Consider the following 26,133-nt stretch of genomic DNA (forward strand, 5'->3'; position numbering starts at 1 on the left):
AACGTCTCCAAAACGGCCGACCGACCAATCCATTCCTGCCTTCAATGCGGTCATCCTTCTCAACCGCACTGCAAAGAATCAGACTCGATTCACTCAAGGCAAGAAAAATCTGTGCACGCCTTAGCCCACAAGGGGAGAGGGAAAGAGCAGTGCGCGCGGCTCAACTCTTCTTGCCCGCGCGCTCCAGCGCTTCGACCAGATCGTCAATCTCCATGCGTTTGCGAAAATCTGGATCGACGAAGCGGGCTTTCACGATGCCGTCGCGGCCGACCACGAACACGGCCGGGATCGGCAGCATCCAGCCGTCATTGCCGTGGAACTTCGCCATGTCCTGATAGGACAACACCTGCTGGATCTCGTTGCCGAGCCAGATCGCGAGATTGAGCGACAGCGCATAGCCGTTGTCGAGATCGGTCAGGATCGGAAACGGCGCGCCGGAGTCGGCCTTGACCTGCCTCGTGTATTCCTGCGTCTCCGGCATGATCGCAACGACCTGCGCGCCTATCGCCTTGATGCGCTCCTGCGCCTGCACCACCGCGCGGACATTGAGCCGGCAATAGGGACACCAATGGCCGCGGAAGAACATCACCGCGACGGAGCCGCGCTCCAGCAGCGAGGGCAGCGCGACGAGACGCCCGCCCTCATCCGGCAGCACGAACGGCGGCATCGAATCCCCCGGGCGCGGCGCGGTTTCGCCACCGCCGTTTCCGTTCAATCGCGCCACCAGGCGATCGACCGCCTCGCCATAGGCGGGAAAGACCGTGCGGCTGGCATCGGCATAGGCGCGGAGCTGCTCGTTCAGCGTGCCGTCCATGTCGCGGCAGCGCTGGAAGGCGAGCCTGAGCTGTTCGGCGTCGGCTGGCGAGAGAGATGTCATCTTTCTGCTCCGGCATTGCTGCGGCGAATACTAGTTTCCCGGTTCGGCCGCCCGCAAGGGGCGGCCGCGATGCCAAGATCGGGCTCAGTTCACGTAGAAGTTGCCGGTCGGATCCAGCCGCCCAGAGGTGGAGTACAGCGTGCCCTTGTCCATGAAGAACACGGTGTTGTCCGGCACCTTCTTCGCGTTCTTCATCATGGCCTCGTGGTTCTTCTCGGCCGGGGCCATGGCCATCGCCGACATCTTGCCGGGACCGCCATAGACATAGGCCATGCCGGCCTTCAAATCCCAGGCCGCTTCCGAGAAGGCCGATGTCGCGATCACCGCGAAGGCAGCGGTAAAGATCAGGGTTTTGGACACTTTCGTCATGGGGTGCTCCTTGCGGATTGACGAGCACGCCCGCCAATCGGGCGCGCTGCCATCGGACGCCGGATGCTGCGACAGCGGAAATGCCGATGCCCAATCGGTTCGATAGCCGCCGCCTATCGGCATAGCGCCGGGCTATCGCATCGAGAGCAAGCCGGCATTTCAAGATGGACGCGATCTCGATGAAGCTCCTGTCATAGCCGGCGACCAGCGGGGTTGCGGCCAACACAGGAGACTTTCCATGTCTAGGCATCACATAGTGTCGCGCGTGGCTTGGACAGGCGCAGCCGTTCTCGGAGCGCTGACATTTACAACGCCGGTCTTCGCCGGCGAATGCCCGGCCGGCAAGATCAAGCCGAACGCGCAGCAGATGGTCGACCACAAACCCGTCGGCGTCACCGACGTCACGCTCGGGGCGATCGATCTCGGCAAGCAGCCGGCACATATCGAGGGTCGCGAGCTGCGCTTCCGGAAGCTGACCATCGCGCCCGGCGGCATCGTGCCCTGGCACAGCCATGACGACCGCCCTGCCCTGATCTTCGTGCAGCAGGGCGAAATCGTCGAATACGCCTCCAACTGCGTCGATCCGATCGTGCACAAGGCCGGCGACATCCGCCCCGAGGTGTTCGGCACCTCGCATTGGTGGAAGAACCTCGGCAAGGAGACCGTCATTCTCTATGTCGGCGACGTCCGAAAGGATCCGAACGACCATCACATGTGACGGCCTTTGATGCCCCGTCATTCCGGGGCGCGAAGCGAACTATGGTGCGCAATTGCGCACCTGAGAATCTCGAGATTCCGGGTCTGGTGCTCCGGCCCGCGCTCTGCGCGTCCCGTTCGCACCAGCCCGGAATGACAAGTCGAGGAGAAGTCGTGCCATGTCCGATCTTTCAGCTCCCATCACACAAGGGGCGATGACGATGGAGGCGCACTCGCCGGGTCTCGCGCTTCGCTCGCTTGTGATCGGCCTCACCGCATTCCTGACCGTCGTCGACCTGTTCGCGACCCAGGCAATCCTGCCTTCTCTGACGCGCCACTACGGCGTCGCACCGGCCGCGATGGGCTTCGCCGTCAATGCCAGCACCTTCGGCATGGCCGTCGCGGGCCTCGTCGTCGGCGTTCTGAGCCCGCATATCGAGCGCCGGACCGGCATCCTCTTCAGCCTGCTGCTCCTGGCGATCCCCACGAGCCTGCTGGCGAGCGCACCCAATCTTGCCGTCTTTACGGTCCTGCGGGTTGCGCAGGGCCTGTGCATGGCCTCCGCGTTCGCGCTGACGCTGGCCTATCTCGGCGAGCAATGCAGCGCGATGGACGCCGGCGGCGCGTTTGCCGCCTACATCACCGGCAACGTCGCCAGCAACCTCATCGGCCGGCTGGTTTCGGCGGCCGTCGCCGACGGCCTTGGCCTCGCGTGGAATTTCTACGTTTTCGCCGCCCTCAATCTCGCCGGCGCTGCGCTGGTCTATTTCACCATCAAGCACGTCCAGCCGATGCACGCGATGACTGCGGCGGAATCGCCGCTCGTCGCGATGCTCGCACATTGGCGCGATGCGCGGTTGCGCGCCGCCTACGGCATCGGCTTCTGCATTCTGTTCGCCTTCATCGGCACCTTCACCTTCGTCAATTTCGTTCTGGTGCGGCCGCCGCTGTCGCTCGGCATGATGGGGCTGGGCTTCGTCTATGTCGTCTTCCTGCCTTCGGTGGTCACGACGTTGCTGGCCGGAAGGGTCGCATCGCGCCTCGGTCCACGGCCGACGATCTGGGGCTCGCTCGCCGTCGCCGGGATCGGTCTGCCGTTGATGCTGGTGCCGCATCTGAGCGCGGTGCTCGCGGGGATGGTTCTGGTCGGTATCGGCACCTTCTTCGCGCAGGCGACCGCCACCGCCTTCGTCGGACAGGCAGCCACCGACAGCCGCGGCATCGCCAGCGGCACCTATCTGGCCTGCTACTTCTGTGGCGGACTGATCGGCACGGCGGTGCTCGGACGGCTGTTCGACGCCTTCGGCTGGCAGGCTTGCGTGGCCGGCGTGGGTCTGGCCCTCGCCGCCGCAGCTCTGCTCACGACTGCCTTGAAGCGTTAGCGCTTGACTGGGGCTTCCTGCGGCGGTTCGTCGTCGGCAATGGCGCGCCAGGCGGCGCCGTCGAGATCGTCGTACTGGCCGCTCTTGAGCGACCAGAGGAAGGCGACGAGACCGGCACCTCCGAGCATCAGGGCCAGCGGGACCAGGATGACCAGGATCTCCATCACACGATCTCCCGCGAGGCGCTGCGGGCGCGCAGCGAGTTCAACATCACCAGGATCGACGACCCGCTCATCGCGGCCGCCGCAATCAGGGGCGTCACGACGCCGCTGATCGCGACCGGAACGGCAAGCACATTGTAGCCGATCGCAAGCCAGAGATTCTGCCGCATCAAATGCAGCGCCTTGCGCGCAGCGTCGATGGCGGCGACGACGGGAGCCAACGGCCGACCGAGAAACACGAGATCGGCGGTGGCCCGGCTGAGATGCGCGGCCGAGATCGGCGACATCGAGACATGGGCCGCCGCGAGCGAGGGCGCATCATTCATGCCGTCGCCGACCATCAGCACCTTTGCGCCGCGCTGCTTCAGTTCCTCGATCCGCGCGATCTTGTCGGCCGGGGTGACGCCGGCACGCCATTCGGGAATGCCGAGCGCGTGCGCCGCCGCCCTCACCGCCGGCTCGCGGTCGCCGGAAAGAATCTCGATGCCGATGTCGCGCATCTTCAGCGCCGCGATCACGGCCCGCGCATCGGGGCGCAGGCCCTGGCGGACGGAAAGGATGAATTTTGCGGTGCCCTTGCTGAAAGCCACGATGGAGGCCTCGGGATCGAGCGTGGCGCCGCCAACCAGCGTCTCGGCACCGCAGAAGGACGGACGCCCAAGGCGAAGCTCGACGCCGTCGACGGTCGCGCGGACGCCCTGCCCGGCCTCCTCCACCGCGCCGACGATCGGAGACTTCGCACCGGCAGCCAGCGCAACCGCGGCTGCGACCGGATGATGGCTCGACAGCGCGAGCCGGCCGGCGAGCTCGAAGATATCGGCGGGGATGTCGGCCGCGTTCATGACTTCGAGATCGGGCAGCGTCAGCGTGCCGGTCTTGTCGAAAATGACATGGTCGGCTTCGGCCCGCCGCTCGATCGCGTCCCCCGCATTGAGCAGTACACCCGCTTTGAACATCGCGCCGGAGGCGACCGTCTGCACCGTCGGAATCGCGAGACCCAGCGCACAGGGACAGGTGATGATCAGGACCGCAACGCCGGTCACGATCGCATCATGCCAGGACGCACCCGCGATGACCCAGCCGAGGATGGTGATCAGCGCCGTCGCGTGCACGACCGGCGCGTAGAGCCGCGAGGCGCGGTCGGCGAGGCGCATGTAGCGCGAGCGCGCGGCAAGCGCGTTGTCGAGCAGCCGCGTGATCTCGGCGAGCAGCGTCGCCTCGGAGGCGGCCGAGACCCGCACCCGCAGCGTGCCGGAGATGTTCATCGATCCCGCATAGACCGGCGTGCCGTGCTCCGCCGTGACATAGAGCGTCTCGCCGGTGATCAGGCTCTGGTCGATCTCGGAACGCCCCTCGATCACGGTGCCGTCGACCGCACAGCGCTCACCGGGCCGCAGCAGCACGATGTCGCCGGGATTGATCGCTGCGACCGGCACCTGCGAGATCTCGTCGGGACCTATGAACTTCGCGGCCGTCTCCGCCTTCAGCGCCGCGAGATTGCCGGCGACCGCGCGGGTCCGCCGCCGCATGTTCTGGTCGAGGAAACGGCCGACCAAGAGGAAGGTCAGCAGCATGATCGCGGCGTCGAAATAGGCATGCTCGGCGTGGTGGATGGTCTCGACCACGGACATGCCGAGCGCCAGGATCACGCCGATCGAGATCGGCACGTCCATGTTGGTGGTCTTCGCCGCCAGCGCGCGCCAGGCCGAGCGGAAGAACGGCTGGCCGGCATAGGCTGCCGCCGGCAAGGCGATCAGCGCCGACAGCCAGTGGAAGAAATCGCGCTGCTCGGGCAGCATGTCCGAGACGTTGCCCGACCACACCGGGATCGACAGCATCATCACGTTCATGGTGGCGAATGCCGCAACCCCGAGGCACCGCAGCAGGAACCGCGATTCGGCGACCTCGGCGACCTCCGCGCTCTCGGTCTCGAACGGATAGGCCTTGTAGCCGAGCTCCTCGAGCCGATCGATGAATCGGCCGGGGTCGAGCGTGCCCGCTTTCCATTCCAGCGCAACGCGGCGGTCGGTGAGATTGACACGCGCCAGCGTGACATCAGGGATGGCCGACAGCCCGCGCTCGATCTTCGCCATGCAGCCGGCGCAGTGAACGCCCTCGACGGCGAGATCGATGTGCCGGACGCCCTCGCCCGCATCGCGAACATAGTGGGAGAAATCGCGCGTGACCTGCATGACAAGATCCTTCAGTTCAGGATCACGCGGTTGCGCGACATGAACACGCGCATCCCTCGCGCCTCGCCCTCGATCACCAGGTCCCATTGGCCCGGCGCAACGGACGCGGCACTGCCGCGATAGAGACCGATGCCGGCTTCGGTGAGCTCGACGGCGAGATCGGCGCGCTTGTCGGTCGGCCGCTCCAGCCGGCCGCCGAACTTCAGCCCGGAGATCGGCTGGCCGCCAGCATCGCGAGCCTCGACCTGGACCGAGGCGCCGCCGTCGTTGCGGCGCTCGATATGGGCGTTGACCTTCCATTTGCGCGCGGCCTGGTCCTGCGCCGCCGAGATCTCGCGGTCATAGACCAGGCCCGCGGCATAGGGGCTGTCGACATCGGTGCCGGGCAGCGTCGCGATCGCCAGCTTCATCATCGTGACGTTGACGCCGATGACGAGGCCGAAGAAGGCGACGAGCATCAGGAAGACCTTGGTTCCGGTCAGCGGCTTGGATGACATGATGGTCTCCTGAACTTACGGCTGGACTTACGGCGCGACGAAATTGTCGGTGGCGCTCGCGGCGACGCCGAGTCCGATGTCCATGACGTGGAAGCGGACCGGAATCGACTTCTCCGGATTGTTTTCGGCCGGTGCGGTGACGAGCAGCCGCAGCTCGCTGGTGGAGTCGCGCGGAATCACGATGATCGGCCGATCCGGCGTCACCGAATCGACGCCGACGACGTGCATCTTGGGATTGACTGGCCCCTCCACGTCGATGGCGATGGCACGGTCGTAGCCGCTCTTGTTCAAGAGCCGCACCGTGTAGGCGTTGCGGATCGAGCCGTCGCTGAGCTTGACCGCGACCGGGTTGCGGTCATGCAGCACGTTGACGTCGAGCAGGCTGCGCGTCGCCAGCGTATAGACCATGAAGCCGCCGACCGCCGCGATGATCGCGCTGTAGACGATGGTGCGGGCGCGGACGATCCGGTAGATCGGCGCCTTGCCTTCCTGGCGGCGGTGGATGTTGATGTCGTTGTCGTAGCCGATCAGCCGCTTCGGCCGGCCGATCTTGGTCATCACGTTGTCGCAGGCATCGATGCAGAGGCCGCACTGGATGCATTCCATCTGCGGTCCGTTGCGGATGTCGATGCCGGTCGGGCAGACCGCGACGCACTGGTAGCAATCGACGCAATCGCCGACCTGCTGGCCGAGCGCGCGCAGCTCGGCGGCCTTCTTCACCGACGTGCGCTTCTCGCCGCGGTCGTAGCGGTAGGTGACGTTGAGCGCCCATTCGTCGGTCAGCGCCGCCTGGATCCGCGGCCACGGGCACATATAGGTGCAGACTTGCTCGCGCATGTAGCCGGCGAGCAGATAGGTCGTCGTGGTGAGGATGCCGATCCAGATATAGGCGATCATCGGCGCCTGGAAGGTGACGAGCTCCTTCACCAGGGTCGGGGCGTCATTGAAGTAGAGCACCCATGCGCCGCCGGTCCACCAGGCGATCATGAGCCAGATCGAATGCTTGAGCACGATCTCGGAGATGCGCTCGAGCTTCATCGGGTCGGTCGACGCATCCTTCTTCATCCGCTCGCGCCGGTCGCCCTCGATCAGGCGCTCGACCGCATAGAACAGGTCGGTCCAGACGGTCTGCGGACAGAGATAGCCGCACCAGATGCGGCCGCCGATGGAGTTCATCAAGAACAGCGCCACCGCGGCAACGATCAAGAGGCCGGTGAAGTAGTAGACCTCCTGCGGCCACAGCTCGATGAAGAAGAAGTAGAAGCGGCTGTTGGGAAGATCGATCAGCACTGCCTGGCTGGGCGCGCCGAGGCCGCGATTCCAGCGCACGAAGGGCAGGAGATAGTAGACGCCGAGGCAGATCGCCATCAGGGTCCACTTGATCCGCCGGAACGTGCCGGAGACGCTCTGGGGGTAGACCTTCTTGCGGGCCGCATAAAGCGGCCCGACGTCGTCGGCTGGCTTGAGATCGTTCGGGTTGACGGTCTTGTTCATCGCGGGATTTTCTCGAGAGGTGCGATTGAACCTAAACCCGGCGCCGGGAAGGCCCTTGATCCAACGCAAACGGGGGCGCTTTTCTTCGCCCCCGCCGGAAGTCGTCGGTCGTGAATCGGCCTATTTGCCGCCGCCGAGCGAGTGGACATAGACCGCCATCGCCTTGATGGTGGCCGGATCGAGCCGGCCTTCCCAGGCCGGCATCACGCCGGCGCGGCCCTGGCTGATGGTCTCGATCAGGCTCGCCTCGTCGGAGCCGTAGAGCCAGATCTTGTCGGTCAGGTTCGGTGCGCCCATCTCCGGGTTGCCCTTGCCGGCGTCGCCGTGGCAGGCGGCGCAATTCTCCGCAAAGATCTTCTGGCCCTTGGCGCCGTCAAAGCCGTTGCGGGTCGAGAGGCCCGATAGCGACCGCACGTAATTGGCGACCGTGACGATCTCATCGCCCTTCAGCACGCCGTCCTTGCCGAAGGCGAGCATCTGGCCCTCATGGGTCTTGGCATGGCCGGAACGCGCGCCGAACTGGATGGTCTGCATGATCTGGTCGAGCGTGCCGCCCCACAGCCAGTCGTCGTCGTTCAGGTTCGGATAGCCCTTGGCGCCGGCGGCGCCGGAGCCGTGGCACGGCGCGCAATTGTCGCCGAACACGGTCTTGCCCTTGGCGCGGGCGAGCGCCAGCAGGGCCGGGTCCTTCTCGATATCGGCGAGCGAGGCCGCACCCAGCGCCGCCATCTTGTCACCGCGGATCTTCTCGAGATTGGCGAGCTCGACCGCGACGTCGGCGCGTGAGGAGTAGCCGAACATGCCCGTGGTGTTGCTGGAGATCAGCGGCCAGGCCGGATAGACGATCCAGTAGCCGATCGACCAGACGATGGTGAGGTAGAAGCAGATCACCCACCAGCGCGGCAGCGGCGTATTGAGCTCCTTGATGCCGTCCCACTCGTGTCCGGTCGTGGACTTGCCGGAGACGGAATCGATGTCGCTAGAATGATCGGTCATGGTTCTCTACTCCTCCCGCAACGGCAGGTGCGCTGCTTTGTCGAACACAGCCTTGTTACGGGGCCAAAATGCGTAGGCGATGATCGCGAGAAAGATCGCGACGAACACCGGGGTCCAGATCGTCGTCACGAGATCGGACGCAAGATTATGGACGGTCAGGATGGCTTTCATCGTTCATGCCTTCTCAGCGAAGATTGGCTTTCTCGTTGTAGATCTTGAAGTCGACCAGCGTTCCGAGCATCTGCAGGTACGCAATCAGCGCGTCCATCTCGGTCGGCGTTCCGGTCTTGCCGTCAAAGTTGCGCACCACGGCCTTGGCGTAGCGCTTGGTGAAGGCGTCGGTGCCGGCATTGTCCGGATCCGCCTGGGCCTTCAAATCGGCGCCTGCGCTGGCGATCTGCTCGTCGGTGTAGGGCACACCGACGGTCCGGAGCGTGCGCATGTCGCCGGCGATCGCATCCGGATCGACCTCGTTCGCGCTGAGGAACGGATAGCCCGGCATCACCGATTGCGGCACGATCGCGCGCGGATTGGTCAGATGGGTGACGTGCCAATCGTCTGAATATTTGGCGCCGACGCGGGCGAGATCCGGACCGGTGCGCTTGGAGCCCCACTGGAACGGATGGTCGAACATGCTCTCGGCGGCGAGCGAGAAGTGGCCGTAGCGCTCGACCTCGTCGCGCAAGGGCCGGACCATCTGCGAGTGGCAGAGATAGCAGCCCTCGCGGACGTAGACGTTGCGTCCGGCGAGCTCCAGCGGCGTGTACGGCCTGACCCCGTCGACCTTCTCGATCGTGCTCTTGAGGTAGAACAGCGGGGTGATCTCGACGAGACCGCCGATCGCGATGACCAGCAGGATGCCGACGACGAGAATGATCGAGTTCTTTTCGAAGACTTGGTGGCGTGTCCAGAACGACATTGTTTGCTCCTCACTCCGCCGGCTGAAGAGCGACGGGCATCTGGACTTCCTGCTCGCCAACGCGAACCGTCATCCAGAGATTGTAGGCCATGATCAGCGCACCGATCAGGAACAGGCCGCCGCCGGCTGCGCGGATGATGTAGAAGGGATGCATCGCTTCGACGGTCTCGATGAAGGAATATTCGAGGAAGCCGAGCGAGGTGTAGGCGCGCCACATCAGGCCCTGGAGGATGCCGGACACCCACATCGCCGAGATGTAGAGAACGATGCCGAGCGTGGCGATCCAGAAGTGCCAGTTGACGAGCTTCAGGCTGTAGAGGCGCTTGCGATTCCAGGCCCACGGCACCAGGCAATAGAGCGCGCCGAAGGAGACGAAGCCGACCCAGCCGAGCGCGCCGGAGTGGACGTGGCCGATGGTCCAGTCGGTGTAGTGGCTGAGGGAGTTGACCACCTTGATCGACATCATCGGGCCTTCGAAGGTCGACATGCCGTAGAACGCGACGGAGACCACGAGCATGCGCAGCACGGGATCGGTGCGCAGCTTGTCCCAGGCGCCCGACAGCGTCATCAGGCCGTTGATCATGCCGCCCCAGGAGGGCATCCACAGCATGATCGAGAAGGTCATGCCCAGCGTCTGCGTCCAGTCCGGCAGCGCCGTGTAGTGCAGATGGTGCGGGCCGGCCCAGATGTAGAGGAAGATCAGCGCCCAGAAGTGGATGATCGAGAGCCGGTAGGAATAGATCGGCCGCTCGGCGCGCTTCGGGATGAAGTAGTACATGATGGCAAGGAAGCCGGCGGTCAGGAAGAAGCCGACTGCGTTATGGCCGTACCACCACTGGAACATGGCGTCCTGGATGCCGCCCCAGGCGATGTAGGACTTCGAGCCGAACACCGAGACCGGGAGCGCCGGATTGTTGCCGAGATGCAGGACCGCGATCGTCACGATGAAGGCGAGATAGAACCAGTTCGCGACGAAGATGTGCGGCTCCTTGCGCTTGAAGATGGTGGCAAGGAAGACGAGCAGATAGACGACCCAGACGATGGTCAGCCACAAATCGGCGTACCATTCCGGCTCGGCATATTCCTTCGACTGGGTGACGCCGAGCAGATAGCCGGTGCCGGCGATCAGAATGAAGAAATTGTAGCCCACCACGACGAACCACGGCGCGAGGTCGCCGGCAAGGCGCGCACGGCACGACTTCTGCACCACGTAGAAGGAGGTCGCGATCAACACGTTGCCGCCGAAGGCGAAGATCACGGCGGAGGTGTGCAGCGGCCGCAGGCGGCCGAAGCTGGTCCAGGGCAGATCGAAGTTCAGCGCGGGCCAGGCCAGCTGCGAGGCGATGATGAGGCCGACGAGGAATCCGGCAATGCCCCAGAACATCGCCATGAAGGCGGAGAACTTGATCGGCCCCATGTTGTAGTTGGGGCGACCGTTGATCTCCGCCGGCGGCAGCGCCACCGGCCGCTCGAAGTAGCGGTTGATGATGACGAACACTGCAGCCACGCTCGCCGCCGCGCTGAGCGCGGCGTGGAAGGCGAAGGGCGCATCGAGCGCCTTGGCCGAGGCGATCACGCACAGGAAGGCGGTGACTGCGAACACGACAGCCAAGCCGCTTTCACCGATGGTCATGGATTTGGAGATGGAGGGCTGGCTCATGCGGATTCTCTCTGAAAGAACACGCTGCCAGAAACCACATTCACCCTCGCGGGGAATTGATTGAAATCAAGATGGATGGATTTCTGTTAATGTGAGGGCTGATGCAGCCCTAGTTGAAGTGCCCTCTCCCTTTGTGGGAGAGGGCAGCGAGAAAGGTGCGGCAAACTCGTTTGGGTGAGGGGTTGATCCCGCGTCAACAGTCTCTCTGCGGAGAGAGCCCCCTCATCCGGCGCTTCGTCACTCCCGCGCCGTCGCCTTGAGCGCCGCGATGACGTCCTCGCGGGCGATGATGCCGACCAGCTTCTGTGCACCGTCGAGCACGATGATGCTCCTGATGCGGTGCTCGACCATGATCTGGAGCACACGAGTGAGCCGCGTGTCGGGGCTGACATAGATGAACTCGGGCGTCATGACGTCGCCGATCTTGCGGCTCATCAGGTCATCGTAGCGCGGCAACATCTGGCTCGGCGTGAAGGCGAAGCACTTCAGGATGTCGAATTTGGTGACGATGCCGACCACTTGCCCGTCGTCTTCGACCGGATAGCTGTTGAAATCGTCGGCCTCGAACATCTCGCTGAGCTGAAACAAGTCGAGGTCGCGCTGCACCGTTTTGACGTTGCGCGTCATGTAGCCACTGGCGGTCTGTTCAAGAAATCTATACACGGCGCGTCCTCCTCGATTCCATATTGACGGGCCGGCGCTCAGTGCGACAGCAGCACGCTGCGAGCGGTTTGCGTGACCAGATACTGGGTGACGCCTCCCAGGATCAGTTCGCGAAATCTCGAATGACCATAAGCACCCGCGACGATCAGGCCGGCGCCGACGTCGCCGGCGACTTTCTCCAATTGCTTTGCGGGGGTTTCGTTTTCCGCGGCCTCCGAGACGCGTGCGGTCGCGGTGACGCCGTGACGGCCGAGCCATGCGGCAACGTCGGTGACGCCCGCCATCACGGCCGAACGGTCGTCGCGCAGCTCGGGAATTTCAACGATGGTGACGTCCCTCGCCTTGCGCAGCATCGGCAGCGCATCGGCCACCGCCCGCCGCGCCTCCGGCGTGTCCTTCCACGCCACCAGCACGTTGCGCAAGTCGAGCCAGCTGGCGCGATCGGGGACGACGAGAAGCGGACGGCCGGCCTGCATCACCAGGTCCTTGGGGCTTGCGAGCGAGAAAGCATCGGAGAAGGCCGGGCTCTGCCCCCCGCTGACGACGATGTCGGCGCAACGCGCCTGTGCCAGGGCGAATCGTGCCGGAAAATCCATCGCGCTGCGCCACTCCGCATGTCCGCCGCGATTTTTCATGGCCGCGCGGAATTGTGCTTCCAGGTCGGCCAGCCGTCGCTTGACCGACGCTTCGCCCGCATCGATCTGCGCTTGCGCCTCGGTGCCGTCGGTGAAGTAGAGCGGCGGCACGAACTGCGCCGCGGCGACCCCGACGATGGCAGCCTCGAATCGTTCGGCGAGTTCCCCCGCGACCCGAAGACGCGCCTCGTTGGGCTGATCGAGCGCCAAGCTGACCATGACGGTCGCGTATGTCATAGGGTATCTCCAGCAACACCAATTTTTTGAATCCTAGACCTGCTGCCGCGCGGCAGGCTGAGATAGATCAAAGCAGGCGCCCCTGGCGCCCTCGCCGTTCAGTGGGAAATCCGCCAGTGAATTCAACGTCCGCGCTTGCCTCCAAGCGAGCCTTGGGCGAAATTGCGGGAGCGGTAAAGGCATCCGCCTGCCCGCCGAGGACAGGAGCAGAGCTTGACGCCGAACCGCGTGACCCATCCGGCAGACGATGGTCGGGGCGAGCACTTCCGGGGCCGCATCGAAGGATTCGGGGTGGGCACCTGGGACCTTGATCTGCAGACGCGCGAGCTTGAATGGTCGGACCTGGCCAAGCGGCTGTTTGGCCTCGAGCGCGACCGAGCCGTCAGCTACGATCTCTTTCTCTCGCTGCTGGAACCGAGTGATCGGGACCAGCTCGTGAAGGCGATCGGACGCACCTCGGATGGCGGCGGGGGACTTGACCTGTCCTTCAAGGTCGGCAGCGCGTCCGGGAGCGGTCAATGGATCCGAGCCAGGGCCGGTGTGATCCGGGACGATGCGGGCGCGCCACGTCACCTCAGCGGGATATTCCTCGACATCAACCAGGAAAAGCAGCTCGAGGAAGCCCTGCGCTCCCAGGAGAATCATCTTCGCTCGATTCTCGAAACGGTGCCCGACGCCATGATCGTCATCGATTCACGCGGCATCGTGCAGCTCTTCAGCAGCGCCGCGGAGCGGCTGTTCGGCTACAGCAGGCAGGAGGCCATCGGACGGAACGTGAGCATTCTGATGCCGGAGCCCGATCAGTCGCGTCATGACAGCTATATCGCGCGCTATCTCAAGACGAACGATCCGCACATCATCGGCATCGGCCGGATCGTGACGGGCAAGCGCCGCGACGGCACGACTTTCCCGATGCACCTGTCCGTCGGGCAGACGCAACGCGCGGGCGAGCCCTATTTCACCGGCTTCGTGCGCGACCTCACCGAGCACCAGCAGACCCAGGCGCGGCTCCAGGAGCTGCAATCCGAGCTCGTGCACGTGTCACGGTTGACCGCGATGGGCGAGATGGCCTCCGCGCTCGCCCACGAGCTCAACCAGCCGCTGGCGGCGATCAGCAATTACATGAAGGGATCGCGGCGCCTCCTCGCCGGCAGCAGCGATGCCAATGCGCCGAAGGTCGAAAGCGCGCTGGATCGCGCGGCGGAGCAGGCCTTGCGCGCCGGCCAGATCATCCGCCGCCTGCGCGACTTCGTCTCCCGCGGCGAATCGGAGAAGCGGGTCGAGAGCCTGTCCAAGCTGATCGAGGAAGCCGGCGCGCTCGGGCTCGCCGGCGCGCGCGAGCAGAACGTGCAGCTGCGCTTCAGCCTCGATCCCGACGCCGATCTCGTCCTCGCCGACCGGGTGCAGATTCAGCAGGTGCTGGTCAACCTGTTCCGCAACGCGCTCGAAGCAATGGCGCAATCGCCGCAGCGCGAGCTCGTCGTCGCCAACACGCGTGTCGCCGACGGCATGATCGAGGTGGAGGTTTCCGACACCGGCATCGGCTTCCGGGACGACGTCATTCCAAACCTGTTTCAGACCTTCTTCACCACCAAAGACACCGGCATGGGCGTGGGACTGTCCATCAGCCGCTCGATCATCGAGGCACACGGCGGCCGCATGTGGGCCGAGAACAACGCGGCGGGCGGGGCGACATTCCGCTTCACCTTGCCGGCAACCGACGAGAGCTGATTCATGACGACCAAGGGAAATGTCTACGTCATCGACGACGACGCAGCGATGCGGGACTCGCTGAATTTCCTGCTGGATTCCGCGGGCTTCGCCGTCACCCTGTTCGACGACGCGCTCGCCTTTCTCGAAGCCCTGCCCAGCCTCAAGTTCGGCTGCGTCGTCTCCGACGTGCGCATGCCCGGCCTCGACGGGATCGAGCTGCTGAAGCGGATGAAGGCGCAGCAAAGCCCGTTCCCGATCCTGATCATGACCGGTCATGGCGACGTGCCGCTCGCGGTCGAGGCGATGAAGCTCGGGGCGGCCGATTCCCTGGAAAAGCCGTTCGATGACGACCGTCTCACCGCCATGATCGATTCGGCGATCCGCCAGGCCGAGCCCGCCGCCAAGAACGAGGCTGTCGCGCAGGACATCGCCGCCCGCGTCGCGTCCTTGAGTCCCAGGGAGCGCCAGGTCATGGAGGGGCTGATCGCAGGCCTCTCCAACAAGCTCATCGCCCGCGAATACGACATCAGCCCGCGCACCATCGAGGTCTACCGGGCCAACGTCATGACCAAGATGCAGGCGAGCAGTCTCTCGGAGCTGGTCCGGCTGGCGATGCGCGCGGGCATGCTCAACGATTGAGGCAGGTCAAGGCGCCTTCCCGGCGCCGTGCTAATCAGCCAGCATGATCGAGGTCAGCTCACACCATGCGCGGCTGCCGTCCTCCCCACAACTCACCGTCTTTGTGGTCGACGATGATGCCGCCGTCCTGGGATCCCTGCGCTTCTTGCTGGAGACCGACGGCTTCGCCGTGCGGACTTTCAGGAGCGGTACGGCGCTGCTCAATGTCGGCGGCGCGCCTGGGCCGGACTGCTACGTCATCGACTACAAGATGCCGGACATCAACGGCATCGAGCTGACCGGCCGCTTGCGCAAATCCGACCACGACGCACCTGTGATCCTGATCACCGGCTATCCCGACGAGAACATCTCGGCCCGGGCCGCGACGGCGGGCATCAAGGACGTGATTTTGAAGCCGCTTCTCGACGAAAACCTGGTCAAGTGCATCCGCCACGCCATCCAGGACCGCCCCCGCGCCTGACCTACGGGATTCTACGTAAGGCACCCCCCTTAAGATATCTCGCGAAATTTTCGAAGCACCCGATACCGCGTAGGAAAGCGCCATCACAACGGAGATGGCGCAGATGCTGACCCAGACAATCAACACCCAGGCGATCAACACCCAAATCGGTGGCAAGATTGCCCCTGCCCACCCCGTTACCGACCAGTTCGGCGCGATCACGGGCCATGTCGGCCTGGTCGCCACCGAGTTCTCCTACGGCAAGGACGAGGAGATCTATGGCGAGGACGAGGCGGCCGAATATGTCTATCAGGTCGTTACCGGTGCGGTGCGCAGCTACAAGCTTCTCTCCGACGGCCGCCGTCAGATCGGCGCCTTCCATCTGCCCGGCGACGTGTTCGGCCTCGAATCCGGTCCCACGCACCGCCTCGCCGCAGAAGCCATCATCGACACCACCGTGCGCCTCGTGAAGCGCGCGAGCCTCGAGAAGGCCGCCGGCACCGATGTGCAGGTTGCCCGCAAGCTCTGGGCCATGACCGCCGGTGAGCTTCGCCATGCCGAGGACCACATGCTGCTGCTGGGCCGCAAGACCGCGATGGAGCGTGTTGCGACCTTCCTGCTCGAAATGGACCGCCGCCTCGCCGTTGCCGGCATGATGGCGCTGCCGATGTGCCGCCGCGACATCGGCGACTATCTCGGCCTCACCCTCGAAACCGTGTCGCGCGCACTGTCGCAGCTTCACGCCCAGGGCATTCTCGGTTTCTCCGGCGCCCGCCAGATCGTGCTGCGCAACCGCCAACGCCTGCACAATCTCGACGCCTGATTCTCTGACGACCTCCTCCCCACCCACTTTGGCCGGCTGAATTCGTTCAGTCGGCCATTTCTTTTGTGGCGACCAGGCCCGTGCGCCGTGTCTCCGGCATCACAAAGAAGATGAGCAAGAGCCCGGCCGCCGCAACGCCGGACAGCCCGATGAACGCCGTGGCATTGCCGAACTTGTCGCTGACATAGCCGCCGAGCACCGTGCTCAACGACGCGCCGATACCGGTTGCGGTGCCGACGATCCCCTGCGCCAAGTTGAAATGCCCCGTGCCAAAGGCGACGTCGGCGACGATCAGCGGGATCATCACCGCGAATACCGCCGCGGTAATGCCGTCGAACACTTGCACGAGCACCAGGAGATACGGATCGCGCACGGTCGCAAACAAAAGGCCACGAATCGCCAGCGCGCCGAATCCGATCAGCAGCAGGGGCCGCCGGCCCCAGAGCTGCGCCTTGCGCCCGATCGTCGGCGACAGCAGCGCCACGATCGCCTGCGGTACGACGATGCAAAAGGCGACGAGCACGGTGGCCCATTGGCTCGACCGCGCCGTCACCGCGCTCGCCATCAGCGGCATCATCGCCGCGTTCGCGAGCTGCAGCAGCAGCACACTGAGTGCGAAGACGATCAGCGGGCGCTGCCGGATCAGGTGCCAGATATTGGTGTCGCCGCGGTCGGCGGCTTCGGGCGGCATCTCGCCGTGACAGCGCCTGATGTCGACCTCATTCTCGCGGATGCGCGACAGCGCGATCAGGGTCGGGATCGCGAGCAGGAAGGTGACCAGGAAGACCGAGCGGCTCGACAGGAGATAGCCCGCGGTGCCCATCACCGCCGCCGCGACGCCGTTGCCGAGCGAAGCGAAGCGCGCGTTGCGGCCGAGCCGCTCGCCGATCGCGAGCGGGCCGACGAGGCCGAGGCTGATCGCGGCGATTGCAGGCCCGAGCACGCAGCTCGCCATCGCATGCAGCGTGGCGGCGGTCACCACGACGGGGAAGATCGGCATCGCGGCATAGGCCAGCGCGCAGGCGCCGATGGTCGTAATCGCGAGTGCGGCGACGAGACGCTCGGATTTCGCGGCATCGATGATCGCGCCGCCGGGCATCTGGCCGATCAGGGCGACGATGCCGCCGATCGACAGCACGAGGCCGATCTCGACCTGGGTCCATTTCTGCGTCGTCAGATAGACCGCGATGAAGGGACCGAATCCGGTCTGCACGTCGGCGAGGAAGAAGATGAACCAGTCGAGGCCGCGCAGGCTCTGGCGCGACGGCGCCGGAATGCCTGCAGCCGATGGCGCAACGACGTTGTCCTTCTCGACGCGGCCGCCGCGATCTGCATGGCTCGGCTTCCTCGACAACAGCACGGGCGGTTAGCCCTCCCTGCACCTCACTGGATCGCTTGCAGCGGCTGAAGGCTGCCGGACGCGCCGAGCACGACGATCGGCGTATCTTCCTTGTATTCCGGCGCGGCCGCGACCTGCGCCTTGGTCAATTCCAACGTGATGCTGTCCTTCTTGTTGGCGATCTTGCCGAAGCGCAGCGCGTTCCAGTCCACCACGATCTTGCGGCTGCCGACGCCGAGGAAGCCGCCGAAATCGATCGCCGCGGCGCGGACGTGACCGGTACGATCGACGATGACGTCGACGATGCGGCCCATGTCCTCGCCGGCGGCGCTGCGAACGTCGCGGCCGAGCACGCCGTGGGCCTCGCTCGCGCCGATGATGGTTACCGAGGGCGGCGGCGCGGCGTCCTTGGGCGTCACCGGGACGGTCGAGGCCGGCGGCTGTGCCGTCGCCGGCGCATTCGCTTCACTCTGGCCTGCGGGCTGATCCTCCGCGGCGCGCGACGGCGCGACCGTCATGGCAACCACGATCGCCACGCCCAGGATCAACGCTCCGATCGCACGCATCATGGCACCCTCCTCACGACGCACCGCTAGCGCGCCAGCACGATCGAGACCTGGATCTGGCCGCGTGTGCGCATCACCTCTAGTGCCACGTCGTCGCCGTGGCGGCTGACACGAAGATCGACGCTGGACTCGCGCAGGCGCAGATCGCGCAGGATCACCTCGTTGAGGAACGCCGGCAGATGCGGATTGCGCAGGCGAATCTCGCCGCGCGCCACGTCGAACTCGAGGCCGAGCGCCGCCTCCAGCAGCGTGAACGGCGTCGCGCTGGCCCAAGCCTGCGGCGCGCAGGCGACCGGATAGAGCGTCGGGCCGCGCCGCTTCTCGCGCCGGAAGCCGCAGAACAATTCGGGCAGCCGGCGCAGATCCATATAGGTCGCGGCATCGAACAGCCCCTTGAAGACATGCGCCACCGAATGCTTGAGGCCGTAGCGCGCGAGCCCGAGCGCGATCAGCGCATTGTCGTGCGGCCAGATCGACCCGTCATGATAGGACATCGGATTGTAGCGCACCTCGCCTTGCGCGACGGTGCGGATGCCCCAGCCCGAGAAGAAATGCGGCCGCATCAGATCGGCAGCGACGAGGCGCGCGCGGTCCTCGCGGATCATGCCGCTGAACAGGACCTGCCCGGCGTTCGAGGTCCTGACCTTGCAGGGCTGCTTCTTGCCGTCGAGCGCGAGCGCATAGGTGCCGAGCTCCTCGCACCAGAACGCCTTCTCGAAGCGCTCGGCGAGCGCCCTGGCTTCGCTCTCGAGCTTGCGCACGCGGTCCGGCTTGCCGAGGCGCAGCGCGCAACGCGCGGCGAGCTGCTTGGCAGCAAAGACGTAGCCCTGGACTTCCGCGAGCGCGATATTGCCCTCTGCAAGCTGGCCGTCGGCATGGAAGATCGCGTCGTAGGAATCCTTCCAGCCCTGGTTGGCGAGCCCCTTCTCGGTCGCACGCTGGTATTCGACGAAGCCGTCCTGGTCGGGATCGCCGGGGCCGTCGATCCAGGCCAGGCCCGCCTCGATCGCCGGCCACAGCTCGATCAACGTGGCCTCGTCGCCGGTGCGCTCGAAATAGCTCCCCGCCAGCAGCACGAACAGCGCGGTCGAATCGACGCTGCCGTAATAATGCGCGAACGGCACCTCCCCGAGCGCGGCCATCTCGCCGCCGCGCATCTCGTGCAGGATCTTGCCGGGCGCGGCGTCCGCGAACGGATCGATCGAAGTGGCCTGGAAATGCGCGAGCCGGCGCAAGACGCCCTTGGCGACGCGCGGATCGATCCAGAGCATCTGAAGCGCGGCGATGAGGCCATCGCGCCCGAACGTCGTCGAGTACCAGGGAATGCCGGCATAGGGGTAACGCCCCTGCGGGGTCTCGGTCATCAGCATGTTGAGGTCGGCCATGGCCTGGCACAGCACCTCGTTGAAGATGTTGTTGGAGGTCTCGATGCTGGCGGCGCCTACCGCCTGACGCCGCATCTCGCGGCGGTGCGCCAGCAGACCCGGGAAGAACCGCACCGGCTTCTCCGTCACCGGCCGGTTGCAGGACACCGCCACGAACAGCGATTTGGCCTGGTGCGGTTCCAGGTCGAGCTCCCAGGTCGCGGCATTGACCGAGAGCCGCGTCGGACGCGGATCGAAATGCAGTCCGGTGGTACGTTCGGCGTCATCGAGGCCGCGATATTCGAACAGGACGTCGGTCGGCCCGAGCAGCCGGCTCGTTCCGATCCCGCGGCGCGGTCGCCGCTCGCCGCGGACCTCGAACAAATCGGCGAAGTCATTGCCGAACAGCAGCGTCAGGTCGAAGCTGCTGCGCCGGTCGCCATGGTTCTGCACGCCGATGCGCTGATAGGCCGTGCCGCGCCACAGGAAGATCGTGCGCACGATGTGCAGCAGGTCCTTTTGCAGAACCAGGCTGCCCTGCCGGTAGATGTCCGGATTGGTCAGGTCGACCGTCAACGCCGAATTGTCGTCGCGCAGGTTCGAGCCGAGCAGCAGCGGCTGGAGATCATCGAGCACGAGCTCGAGCCGTGCGAGGTAACGCGTATCGTGATGGAACAGGCCGTCCGGCCCGCCGGCGGACGCGCCGATGTCGCCATGGCTGTCGAGCACGATGAAAGTGTCGTCGTGCTTCAGCGAACGCCGTGGCCGGGCCGAGGGTCCGGTCATCGGAATGTAGAAAGGCTGTTCCGCGACCTGTTCCGAGGTCCGCGTCACAGAGACGAATTGGGTTACGGCTTCGGGCGACATGAGCTGCTCCCCTGCGCTTGTTTCGAAACGCAACCGACACGAGAACGCGACTGTTGGTTTACGCGGCGGCTTGCGCGAGCCGGCTCATCTCCTGCGTGACCAGCTCGCGATACGGCCCATGGCCCTGCATCAGACGCTCGGGCGAGCCGTCCTCGATGATCTTACCATTCCTCAGCACCACGACGCGGTCGAAATTGCGCAGCGTCGCGAGCCGATGCGCGATCGCGATCACGGTGCGGCCGCGCATCAGGCGCGACAGGGCCTCGCGGATCGCCTCCTCGGATTCGCTGTCGAGCGCGGCAGTCGCCTCGTCCAGCAGCAGGATCGGCGCATCCTTCAGGAAGGCGCGCGCGATGGCGATGCGCTGGCGCTGGCCGCCGGACATCTTGACGCCGCGGTCGCCGACCATGGTGTCGAGGCCGTCAGGCAGGCTCTCGACGAAGTCGCAGCGCGCCGCGATCGCCGCGCGCAGCACCTCGTCGTCGGTCGCGTTCGGCCGGCCATAGCGGATGTTCTCGCGGATCGAGCGATGAAACAAGGAAATGTCCTGCGGCACGACGGAAATCGCCTCGCGCAGGCTCAGCTGCGTCACCTTCGAGATGTCCTGGCCGTCGATGGTGATACTGCCATCGTCGACATCATAGAAGCGCTGGAGCAGCGTGAACAGCGTCGATTTTCCGCCGCCGGACTGCCCGACCAGTCCGACGCGCTGGCCGGGCTGGAGCCGCAGGCTGAACCGCTCGAAGATCTTCTCAGCCCCGGGATAGCCGAAAGTGACGTTGTTGTACGCGATCGCGGCCCCGCTCTTCACCAGCGGCTCGGCCTCGGGATGGTCGCGCAATTCGTGCGGCACCAGCAGCGTGGCGATCGCCTCGGTCAGCCGCGCGACGTGCTGGGTCACGTCGACCAACGCCACCGCGAGATCACGCGTGGCGCTCAGGATGGAGATGCCAAGCGTACAGACCAGTACGACGTCGCCGGTCGTCGCTTCGCCCTTCTGCCAGAGCGAGATCGCCCAGGCCATCAGCGCAATCGTCAACAGCACGGTTATGGCGGCATGCAACAGCCGCAGCTTTTCCAGATAACGCAGGCTGCGGCTTCGCGCGGTCAGCTCCTGGTTCACTGTCGCGTCGAACCGCTCATGCTCGTGGCTGATGCCGCAGAAGGCGCGCACCAGCGGCATGTTGCTAATGACGTCGATCATCTCGCCGTCGACCACCGCGGCCTTGTCGGCGAAATCGTCATGCAGCGGCTTGCCGGCCGCGGCCAGACGAAACATCGCAACCACCATGCCGCCGGCGATCACGATCAGGCCGAGGGCCATGTAGGGGCTGACGGTTCCAATCAGGGCAATTGCCGCAATTGTGGCAATGCAGGGCGGCAACACATTCCAAACGAACATATTCTCGACGGTGAACACCGCGTTCGATGTCGCCGTGATGCGGCTCGTCAGCATGCCGGGCATGCGGTCCGAGAAGTAGCTCGGCGCGTGTCCGGTCAGATGACGAAATATGTCACGGCGTAAATCGCCCGTGACACGAACGAAGGTGAAGCTCGCCGTCCAGCTCGCGATCCGCCACAGGAAATTGTCGGCCGTGATCAGCGACATGAGTAAAATGAATGCCAGCCATACGCTCCCACCATGTGATGGGCCGGCGGACAGGCTGTCGACCAGGGATTTGACGCCATACTGGGTGCCCACGGAGCACGCTACGGCCGCCACGACCGCGGTCAGGATCAGCAAATGCGACGCAAGACGGCGCCGGAGATAGCGCAGGACAAAAGCAAATGGCCTGCGCGCGTATCCAGAAAGCTGATCCATATGGCTATCGCCCCGTTATGCTGATTTTCGCTTCGTCACTGGTCGAGTGAACATCGACCACTTAGCCTCGGTTCCCGGGCAAGTTCATCACGACATGCGGATGCGGACGATCTGCGAAGATGTGGTGGCAGCATCGCGGCGATCCCCGACGTGTCGAATATGTAACGTTTGGGGGAAGGAACTTCGCAGGTGCGGGAACGTTCCCTCGTCTGGCATTGCCGGTGCCGTACAGGCGGGGGTTTCAACATTCATGATCGCAGAGGAGATGGCGAGATGCGCATCGCGCAGGTAGCTCCGTTGACGGAGGCTGTTCCACCCAAGCTGTATGGCGGCACCGAGCGGGTGGTGCATTGGTTGACGGAAGAGCTGGTGGCCCTTGGACACGACGTGACATTGTTCGCCAGCGGCGACTCGCAGACGTCAGGCAAGCTGGATGCGTTGTGGCCGAAGGCGCTCCGTCTCGACGGTTCCGTGCGCGATCCCAATGCGCTGCACATGGTGCTGCTGGAGCGGGTGCGGCAGAAATGTGACGATGAGGAGTTCGATTTCCTCCACTTCCATCTCGACTACTATCCGTGGTCGCTGTTCCACCGCCAGCCGACGCCGTTCGTGACCACGCTGCACGGCCGGCTCGATCTGCCGGAGCATCAGCCGGTCTTCAACACCTTCTCCAAGATGCCTGTCATTTCGATCTCCAATGCGCAGCGGCGCCCGGTGCCGCAGGCGAACTGGGTGACGACGATCCATCACGGCCTACCGGAGAATCTGCTGACGCCGAAGCCGGCGAAACAGGAATATCTCGCCGTGCTCGGCCGCATCGCGCCGGAAAAGGGCGTCGACCGCGCCATCAAGGTCGCGACTCATTGCGGCATTCCGCTGAAGATCGCGGCCAAGGTCGACCGCGCCGACCAGGATTATTACGACGAGCTGATCCGGCCGATGATCGAGAACAATCCCCTGGTGGATTTCATCGGCGAGATCAGCGATCACGAGAAGGCGGATTTCCTGAGCGGCGCGCTCGGCCTCCTGCTGCCGATCGACTGGCCGGAGCCGTTCGGCCTCGTCATGATCGAGGCCATGGCATGCGGAACACCGGTCGTCGCCTTCAACCGCGGCTCGGTGCCGGAGATCATCGACGAGGGCCTCACCGGCTTCGTCGTCGAGGATGTCATCAGTGCCGCGGGCGTGGTGAACCGCCTTCCGCAACTCGACCGCGCCGCGATCCGCAAGCAGTTCGAGACGCGCTTCACGGCGCGGCGCATGGCGCTGGACTATCTCGCAGCCTATCGCAGCCTGACCGAGGCGCAGGCGCCGCGGATCAAGCTGGTGAGCAGCGCGGAGTAAGGGCTGCTCGCAACTCTCGTGTCCCGGACGCGCTGCAACGCCCTTCGCGTTGCTGCGCAGAGCCGGGACCCACGCGGCAGGCGCGTGCTCTCGGAAGCATGGGCCCCGGCTCTGCAGCGCACCGCTGAAGAAGCGCTGCGCTGCGTCCGGGGCACGAGCCGCCCTACCTCACCCCCGCCCGCTTCGGCTCCACAATCTCGAACATTCTTGGAAACTCGTCCATCAGGCCCATCAGCTCGGCGAGCTTCATTGGATTGCCCGACAGCTTGACCTTGCCGGCGGCGACCGCCTCAGGGAAGCTCGTCAGCTTGGCGATCACCTCATCGAGCGTGGCGCGCGCCAGCGTGAAGCCGGCGTCCGCATTCTCCGCCTGCACGCCCTCGGCGTAAGTGAGCGCGCAGTTCTCCAGATTGAGCACGAAGGTCTCGCCGGTGTCGGAAAAGCGCCAGTTCAAGACGATGTGCTTGCCCTCTGCCCTGGGGCCGTTGAGGCGGATGCCTAACACGTCCCAGAGCTGGGAAGTGCGCAGCGCGGCCAGCGTCTCGCGCGGCATCGGCGGGCGCGCCGGCACCTTCGGCATGCCCTGGCGCAATTCCTGCGCGCCGAACAGATAGGCGTTGCGCCAGGTCGCGCTCTCGGCGGCATAGCCGAGCTGCTCCAGGGTGTCAGCCAAGAGCGCGCGCGCCGCCGCATTGTCCGGCTCGGCAAAGACGAGATGGCCGAGCACCTGCGCAACAAAACGAAACTCGCCCTTGTCGAAATCGGTCCGCGCACGCGCGAGGATCACGTCCGCGCCGCCCATGTACTCGACATACTTCCTGCCTGATTCCACCGGCGGCAACGGATCGAGATTGACCGGATTGGCATCGTACCAGCCGAGATATTTCTGATAGATCGCCTTCACATTGTGCCGGATGTGGCCGTAATAGCCGCGGCCGTGCCAGGCGGCCTCCAAGCTCGTCGGCAGCTGGATCGTTTCGGCAATCTCGGCAGCGGTGAGACCATGGTTCATCAGCCGAATGGTCTGGTCATGCGCGAACTTGTAGAGATCGCGCTGCTGCCGGATCATCGTGCCGATGCGCTCGCGTCCCCACACCGGCCAATGATGCTGGCCGCACATCGCCTCCGCCCTGCCGTCCCAGAGCCGCAAGGCCTCGCCCAGATACTTTGACCAGGCCAGCGCGTCGCGCACGTCGGCGCCGCGGAACGGCAGCAGATTGTGGAAATTGTGCGTGCAGTTCTCGGCGAGGTTCAACAGCTTGTAGCGCGGGATGAAGAAGTGCATCTCCGCCGGCGCTTCGCTGTTCGGCGCCATCTGGAACTCGAATGCGACGCCGTCGATCACGCGCGTATCGCCGGTCGCCATGATGAGGTCAGTCGGGCGCAGCAGCGCGACCGAGCCGGCCGCCATCGACTTGCCGAGACCGCAATCGACCTGTCCGCGCACACCCTTGGCGAGAAGCGGTCCGAACTGGTACTGCGCCCGGCGCAACATCGCCGGCCCGGCGATGATGTTCTCGGAAACGGCGTGCTCCATGAACAGGTTCGGCGCGATGATAGGCACGCGGCTACTTGCCAGCGCATCCTCCGCCAGCACGCCGCGCGCCCCGCCCCAATGGTCGGTATGGGTATGGGTGAAGATGATCGCCGCGACCGGCCGCGTGCCGCGGTGCTTGAAGTAGAGATCGAGCGCGGCGCGGGCGCCTTCGATCGAGGTCAGGGTGTCGACGACGATGACGCCGCTGTCGCCCTCGATCAGCGTCATGTTGGCGATGTCGAGGCCGCGCACCTGGTAGACGCCGGGCACGACCTCGAACAGGCCGTGCCGCATGTTCAGCCGCGATTGCCGCCACAGGCTGGGATTGACCGTGGGCGGCGCCTCCTCAGTGGACAGGAAGCCGTAGGGCTCGAGGCTCCAGACGGTTCGTCCTTGCGGATTGGTGATCGTCGCATGCTCGATCGTGCCGAGGAAGCCGCGCGCGGCATCGTCGAAATCCCGCGTGTCGGAAAACGGCAAGGCGGCGAGCATGGCCACGTGCTGCGCGATGACCGACGGAGATGCGTCTTTCGGCTCGTTGCTGTGTTCGATCATGCTTGCTCCTCCCCGGACGCTGCACCCTCTTCCCTTCTCCCCTTGTGGGAGAAGGTGGCATAGGCGGCCGTCGGCCGCCGTTCTTAAGAACGCCGAAGCGAAGCTTCGGCTATGGCGCCGGATGAGGGGTTCGATCCGCGCACTGATTAGGAGAGGCGTGTGCGGAGAGACCCCCCTCACCCGGCTCGTCGCTCCGCGGCGAGCCACCCTCTCCCACAAGGGGCTAGCTTGGGCACACATTTTCGGCAAGGAAGAAGCCTTGCGCGATGGCTCGGAAGCGTTCGAGCCCATCGCGCATTGTGATTGGGCCGTTGGATTTGTCGCTAGAGTAGCCGGTCCAGCCCCCG

General features: G+C 65.0%; 24 protein-coding genes. 7 read left to right on the forward strand and 17 right to left on the reverse strand.

Features of this window, described 5'->3' with window-relative positions; translation table 11 throughout:
* Positions 1 to 160: 160 nt before the first annotated feature.
* Together CVM73_RS37035 and CVM73_RS37040 are read right to left on the reverse strand one after the other, a co-directional pair.
* Positions 161 to 877 (reverse strand): peroxiredoxin-like family protein, encoded by a 717-nt coding sequence (locus tag CVM73_RS37035; protein ID WP_100236668.1) that lies wholly within the window; start codon positions 875 to 877, stop codon positions 161 to 163.
* An 84-nt stretch (positions 878 to 961) separates the two neighbouring features.
* A complete protein-coding gene (locus CVM73_RS37040) occupies positions 962 to 1,246 on the reverse strand; it encodes a hypothetical protein (RefSeq protein WP_100236689.1) in 285 nt (94 codons plus the stop codon).
* Positions 1,247 to 1,484: 238 nt separating this feature from the next.
* On the opposite strand from CVM73_RS37040, the gene CVM73_RS37045 reads away from it, so the two are divergent.
* Both CVM73_RS37045 and CVM73_RS37050 read left to right on the forward strand, forming a co-directional pair.
* The gene (locus tag CVM73_RS37045) at positions 1,485 to 1,964 is read left to right on the forward strand and encodes a cupin domain-containing protein (RefSeq protein WP_100236669.1); all 480 of its coding nucleotides are present in this window, start codon (positions 1,485 to 1,487) and stop codon (positions 1,962 to 1,964) included.
* A 157-nt stretch (positions 1,965 to 2,121) separates the two neighbouring features.
* Positions 2,122 to 3,324, forward strand: a complete 1,203-nt coding sequence (locus CVM73_RS37050) for an MFS transporter (RefSeq protein WP_100236670.1) — start codon at positions 2,122 to 2,124, stop codon at positions 3,322 to 3,324.
* On the opposite strand, the gene ccoS is transcribed toward CVM73_RS37050, so the two are convergent.
* From ccoS to CVM73_RS37105, 10 genes are all read right to left on the reverse strand, one after another.
* Positions 3,321 to 3,488: a cbb3-type cytochrome oxidase assembly protein CcoS gene (gene ccoS / locus CVM73_RS37055; protein WP_100236671.1), complete on the reverse strand. Its 168-nt coding sequence runs from the start codon at positions 3,486 to 3,488 to the stop codon at positions 3,321 to 3,323. The two genes, CVM73_RS37050 and ccoS, sit on opposite strands and share 4 nt — an antisense overlap.
* On the reverse strand, positions 3,488 to 5,677 hold the full coding sequence (locus CVM73_RS37060; RefSeq protein WP_100236672.1) for a cation-translocating P-type ATPase: 2,190 nt from the start codon (positions 5,675 to 5,677) through the stop codon (positions 3,488 to 3,490). Before CVM73_RS37060 ends, ccoS begins: the two co-directional genes overlap by 1 nt.
* A gap of 11 nt (positions 5,678 to 5,688) precedes the next feature.
* A complete protein-coding gene (locus CVM73_RS37065) occupies positions 5,689 to 6,174 on the reverse strand; it encodes a FixH family protein (protein ID WP_100236673.1) in 486 nt (161 codons plus the stop codon).
* 27 nt (positions 6,175 to 6,201) lie between these two features.
* Positions 6,202 to 7,668, reverse strand: coding sequence for a cytochrome c oxidase accessory protein CcoG (ccoG, locus tag CVM73_RS37070; protein WP_100236674.1), 1,467 nt, complete (start codon positions 7,666 to 7,668; stop codon positions 6,202 to 6,204).
* A 120-nt stretch (positions 7,669 to 7,788) separates the two neighbouring features.
* The gene (ccoP, locus tag CVM73_RS37075; protein ID WP_100236675.1) at positions 7,789 to 8,664 is read right to left on the reverse strand and encodes a cytochrome-c oxidase, cbb3-type subunit III; all 876 of its coding nucleotides are present in this window, start codon (positions 8,662 to 8,664) and stop codon (positions 7,789 to 7,791) included.
* A 6-nt stretch (positions 8,665 to 8,670) separates the two neighbouring features.
* Positions 8,671 to 8,835 carry a cbb3-type cytochrome oxidase subunit 3 gene (locus tag CVM73_RS37080; protein ID WP_028135114.1) on the reverse strand — a complete coding sequence of 55 codons (165 nt, stop codon included), beginning with the start codon at positions 8,833 to 8,835 and terminating at the stop codon, positions 8,671 to 8,673.
* Positions 8,836 to 8,848: 13 nt separating this feature from the next.
* Entirely contained in the window at positions 8,849 to 9,583 is a 735-nt protein-coding gene (gene ccoO, locus CVM73_RS37085) for a cytochrome-c oxidase, cbb3-type subunit II (RefSeq protein WP_100236676.1), read from the reverse strand.
* A gap of 10 nt (positions 9,584 to 9,593) precedes the next feature.
* Positions 9,594 to 11,243, reverse strand: a complete 1,650-nt coding sequence (ccoN, locus tag CVM73_RS37090) for a cytochrome-c oxidase, cbb3-type subunit I (protein ID WP_100236677.1) — start codon at positions 11,241 to 11,243, stop codon at positions 9,594 to 9,596.
* A gap of 237 nt (positions 11,244 to 11,480) precedes the next feature.
* A complete protein-coding gene (locus CVM73_RS37100; RefSeq protein WP_100236678.1) occupies positions 11,481 to 11,906 on the reverse strand; it encodes a CBS domain-containing protein in 426 nt (141 codons plus the stop codon).
* A 38-nt stretch (positions 11,907 to 11,944) separates the two neighbouring features.
* The gene (locus tag CVM73_RS37105; RefSeq protein WP_100236679.1) at positions 11,945 to 12,778 is read right to left on the reverse strand and encodes a universal stress protein; all 834 of its coding nucleotides are present in this window, start codon (positions 12,776 to 12,778) and stop codon (positions 11,945 to 11,947) included.
* A gap of 213 nt (positions 12,779 to 12,991) precedes the next feature.
* On the opposite strand from CVM73_RS37105, the gene fixL reads away from it, so the two are divergent.
* From fixL to CVM73_RS37125, 4 genes are all read left to right on the forward strand, one after another.
* A complete protein-coding gene (fixL, locus tag CVM73_RS37110; protein WP_100236680.1) occupies positions 12,992 to 14,509 on the forward strand; it encodes a sensor protein FixL in 1,518 nt (505 codons plus the stop codon).
* 3 nt (positions 14,510 to 14,512) lie between these two features.
* Entirely contained in the window at positions 14,513 to 15,130 is a 618-nt protein-coding gene (gene fixJ / locus CVM73_RS37115; RefSeq protein ID WP_100236681.1) for a response regulator FixJ, read from the forward strand.
* A 43-nt stretch (positions 15,131 to 15,173) separates the two neighbouring features.
* A complete protein-coding gene (locus CVM73_RS37120; protein WP_100236682.1) occupies positions 15,174 to 15,590 on the forward strand; it encodes a response regulator transcription factor in 417 nt (138 codons plus the stop codon).
* Between the two features lie 103 nt (positions 15,591 to 15,693).
* Positions 15,694 to 16,392 carry a helix-turn-helix domain-containing protein gene (locus CVM73_RS37125; protein ID WP_167407277.1) on the forward strand — a complete coding sequence of 233 codons (699 nt, stop codon included), beginning with the start codon at positions 15,694 to 15,696 and terminating at the stop codon, positions 16,390 to 16,392.
* A gap of 46 nt (positions 16,393 to 16,438) precedes the next feature.
* On the opposite strand, the gene CVM73_RS37130 is transcribed toward CVM73_RS37125, so the two are convergent.
* From CVM73_RS37130 to CVM73_RS37145, 4 genes are read right to left on the reverse strand one after another with little or no spacing between them, the layout of a single operon-like run.
* Positions 16,439 to 17,752, reverse strand: coding sequence for an MFS transporter (locus CVM73_RS37130; protein ID WP_100236684.1), 1,314 nt, complete (start codon positions 17,750 to 17,752; stop codon positions 16,439 to 16,441).
* Positions 17,753 to 17,775: 23 nt separating this feature from the next.
* A complete protein-coding gene (locus CVM73_RS37135; RefSeq protein WP_167407279.1) occupies positions 17,776 to 18,297 on the reverse strand; it encodes a PRC-barrel domain-containing protein in 522 nt (173 codons plus the stop codon).
* A gap of 26 nt (positions 18,298 to 18,323) precedes the next feature.
* Complete coding sequence (locus CVM73_RS37140; RefSeq protein ID WP_100236685.1) at positions 18,324 to 20,528, reverse strand: amylo-alpha-1,6-glucosidase; 2,205 nt, start codon at positions 20,526 to 20,528, stop codon at positions 18,324 to 18,326.
* Between the two features lie 58 nt (positions 20,529 to 20,586).
* Positions 20,587 to 22,350 carry an ABC transporter ATP-binding protein gene (locus tag CVM73_RS37145; RefSeq protein WP_100236686.1) on the reverse strand — a complete coding sequence of 588 codons (1,764 nt, stop codon included), beginning with the start codon at positions 22,348 to 22,350 and terminating at the stop codon, positions 20,587 to 20,589.
* Positions 22,351 to 22,623: 273 nt separating this feature from the next.
* Here CVM73_RS37145 and CVM73_RS37150 point away from each other — a divergent pair, with 273 nt between their 5' ends.
* Positions 22,624 to 23,694 carry a glycosyltransferase family 4 protein gene (locus CVM73_RS37150; RefSeq protein ID WP_100236687.1) on the forward strand — a complete coding sequence of 357 codons (1,071 nt, stop codon included), beginning with the start codon at positions 22,624 to 22,626 and terminating at the stop codon, positions 23,692 to 23,694.
* A gap of 163 nt (positions 23,695 to 23,857) precedes the next feature.
* On the opposite strand, the gene CVM73_RS37155 is transcribed toward CVM73_RS37150, so the two are convergent.
* Entirely contained in the window at positions 23,858 to 25,786 is a 1,929-nt protein-coding gene (locus CVM73_RS37155) for an alkyl/aryl-sulfatase (RefSeq protein ID WP_167407278.1), read from the reverse strand.
* Positions 25,787 to 26,133: the final 347 nt, after the last annotated feature.

This window comes from Bradyrhizobium forestalis, from assembly GCF_002795245.1.
Taxonomy (GTDB): Bacteria; Pseudomonadota; Alphaproteobacteria; order Rhizobiales; family Xanthobacteraceae; genus Bradyrhizobium; species Bradyrhizobium forestalis.

Bases quoted from the DNA above. Each gene is read 5' to 3' on its own strand.
- CVM73_RS37040 (WP_100236689.1), bottom strand. From the start codon at position 1,246: ATGACGAAAGTGTCCAAAACCCTGATCTTTACCGCTGCCTTCGCGGTG.
- ccoO (WP_100236676.1), bottom strand. From the start codon at position 9,583: ATGTCGTTCTGGACACGCCACCAAGTCTTCGAAAAGAACTCGATCATT.
- ccoP (WP_100236675.1), bottom strand. From the start codon at position 8,664: ATGACCGATCATTCTAGCGACATCGATTCCGTCTCCGGCAAGTCCACG.
- CVM73_RS37105 (WP_100236679.1), bottom strand. From the start codon at position 12,778: ATGACATACGCGACCGTCATGGTCAGCTTGGCGCTCGATCAGCCCAAC.
- CVM73_RS37155 (WP_167407278.1), bottom strand. From the start codon at position 25,786: ATGATCGAACACAGCAACGAGCCGAAAGACGCATCTCCGTCGGTCATC.
- CVM73_RS37065 (WP_100236673.1), bottom strand. From the start codon at position 6,174: ATGTCATCCAAGCCGCTGACCGGAACCAAGGTCTTCCTGATGCTCGTC.
- fixJ (WP_100236681.1), top strand. From the start codon at position 14,513: ATGACGACCAAGGGAAATGTCTACGTCATCGACGACGACGCAGCGATG.
- CVM73_RS37145 (WP_100236686.1), bottom strand. From the start codon at position 22,350: ATGGATCAGCTTTCTGGATACGCGCGCAGGCCATTTGCTTTTGTCCTG.
- CVM73_RS37050 (WP_100236670.1), top strand. From the start codon at position 2,122: ATGTCCGATCTTTCAGCTCCCATCACACAAGGGGCGATGACGATGGAG.
- CVM73_RS37060 (WP_100236672.1), bottom strand. From the start codon at position 5,677: ATGCAGGTCACGCGCGATTTCTCCCACTATGTTCGCGATGCGGGCGAG.
- CVM73_RS37125 (WP_167407277.1), top strand. From the start codon at position 15,694: ATGCTGACCCAGACAATCAACACCCAGGCGATCAACACCCAAATCGGT.
- CVM73_RS37140 (WP_100236685.1), bottom strand. From the start codon at position 20,528: ATGTCGCCCGAAGCCGTAACCCAATTCGTCTCTGTGACGCGGACCTCG.
- CVM73_RS37150 (WP_100236687.1), top strand. From the start codon at position 22,624: ATGCGCATCGCGCAGGTAGCTCCGTTGACGGAGGCTGTTCCACCCAAG.
- CVM73_RS37080 (WP_028135114.1), bottom strand. From the start codon at position 8,835: ATGAAAGCCATCCTGACCGTCCATAATCTTGCGTCCGATCTCGTGACG.
- ccoG (WP_100236674.1), bottom strand. From the start codon at position 7,668: ATGAACAAGACCGTCAACCCGAACGATCTCAAGCCAGCCGACGACGTC.
- ccoS (WP_100236671.1), bottom strand. From the start codon at position 3,488: ATGGAGATCCTGGTCATCCTGGTCCCGCTGGCCCTGATGCTCGGAGGT.
- CVM73_RS37135 (WP_167407279.1), bottom strand. From the start codon at position 18,297: ATGCGTGCGATCGGAGCGTTGATCCTGGGCGTGGCGATCGTGGTTGCC.
- CVM73_RS37120 (WP_100236682.1), top strand. From the start codon at position 15,174: ATGATCGAGGTCAGCTCACACCATGCGCGGCTGCCGTCCTCCCCACAA.
- CVM73_RS37035 (WP_100236668.1), bottom strand. From the start codon at position 877: ATGACATCTCTCTCGCCAGCCGACGCCGAACAGCTCAGGCTCGCCTTC.
- CVM73_RS37045 (WP_100236669.1), top strand. From the start codon at position 1,485: ATGTCTAGGCATCACATAGTGTCGCGCGTGGCTTGGACAGGCGCAGCC.
- ccoN (WP_100236677.1), bottom strand. From the start codon at position 11,243: ATGAGCCAGCCCTCCATCTCCAAATCCATGACCATCGGTGAAAGCGGC.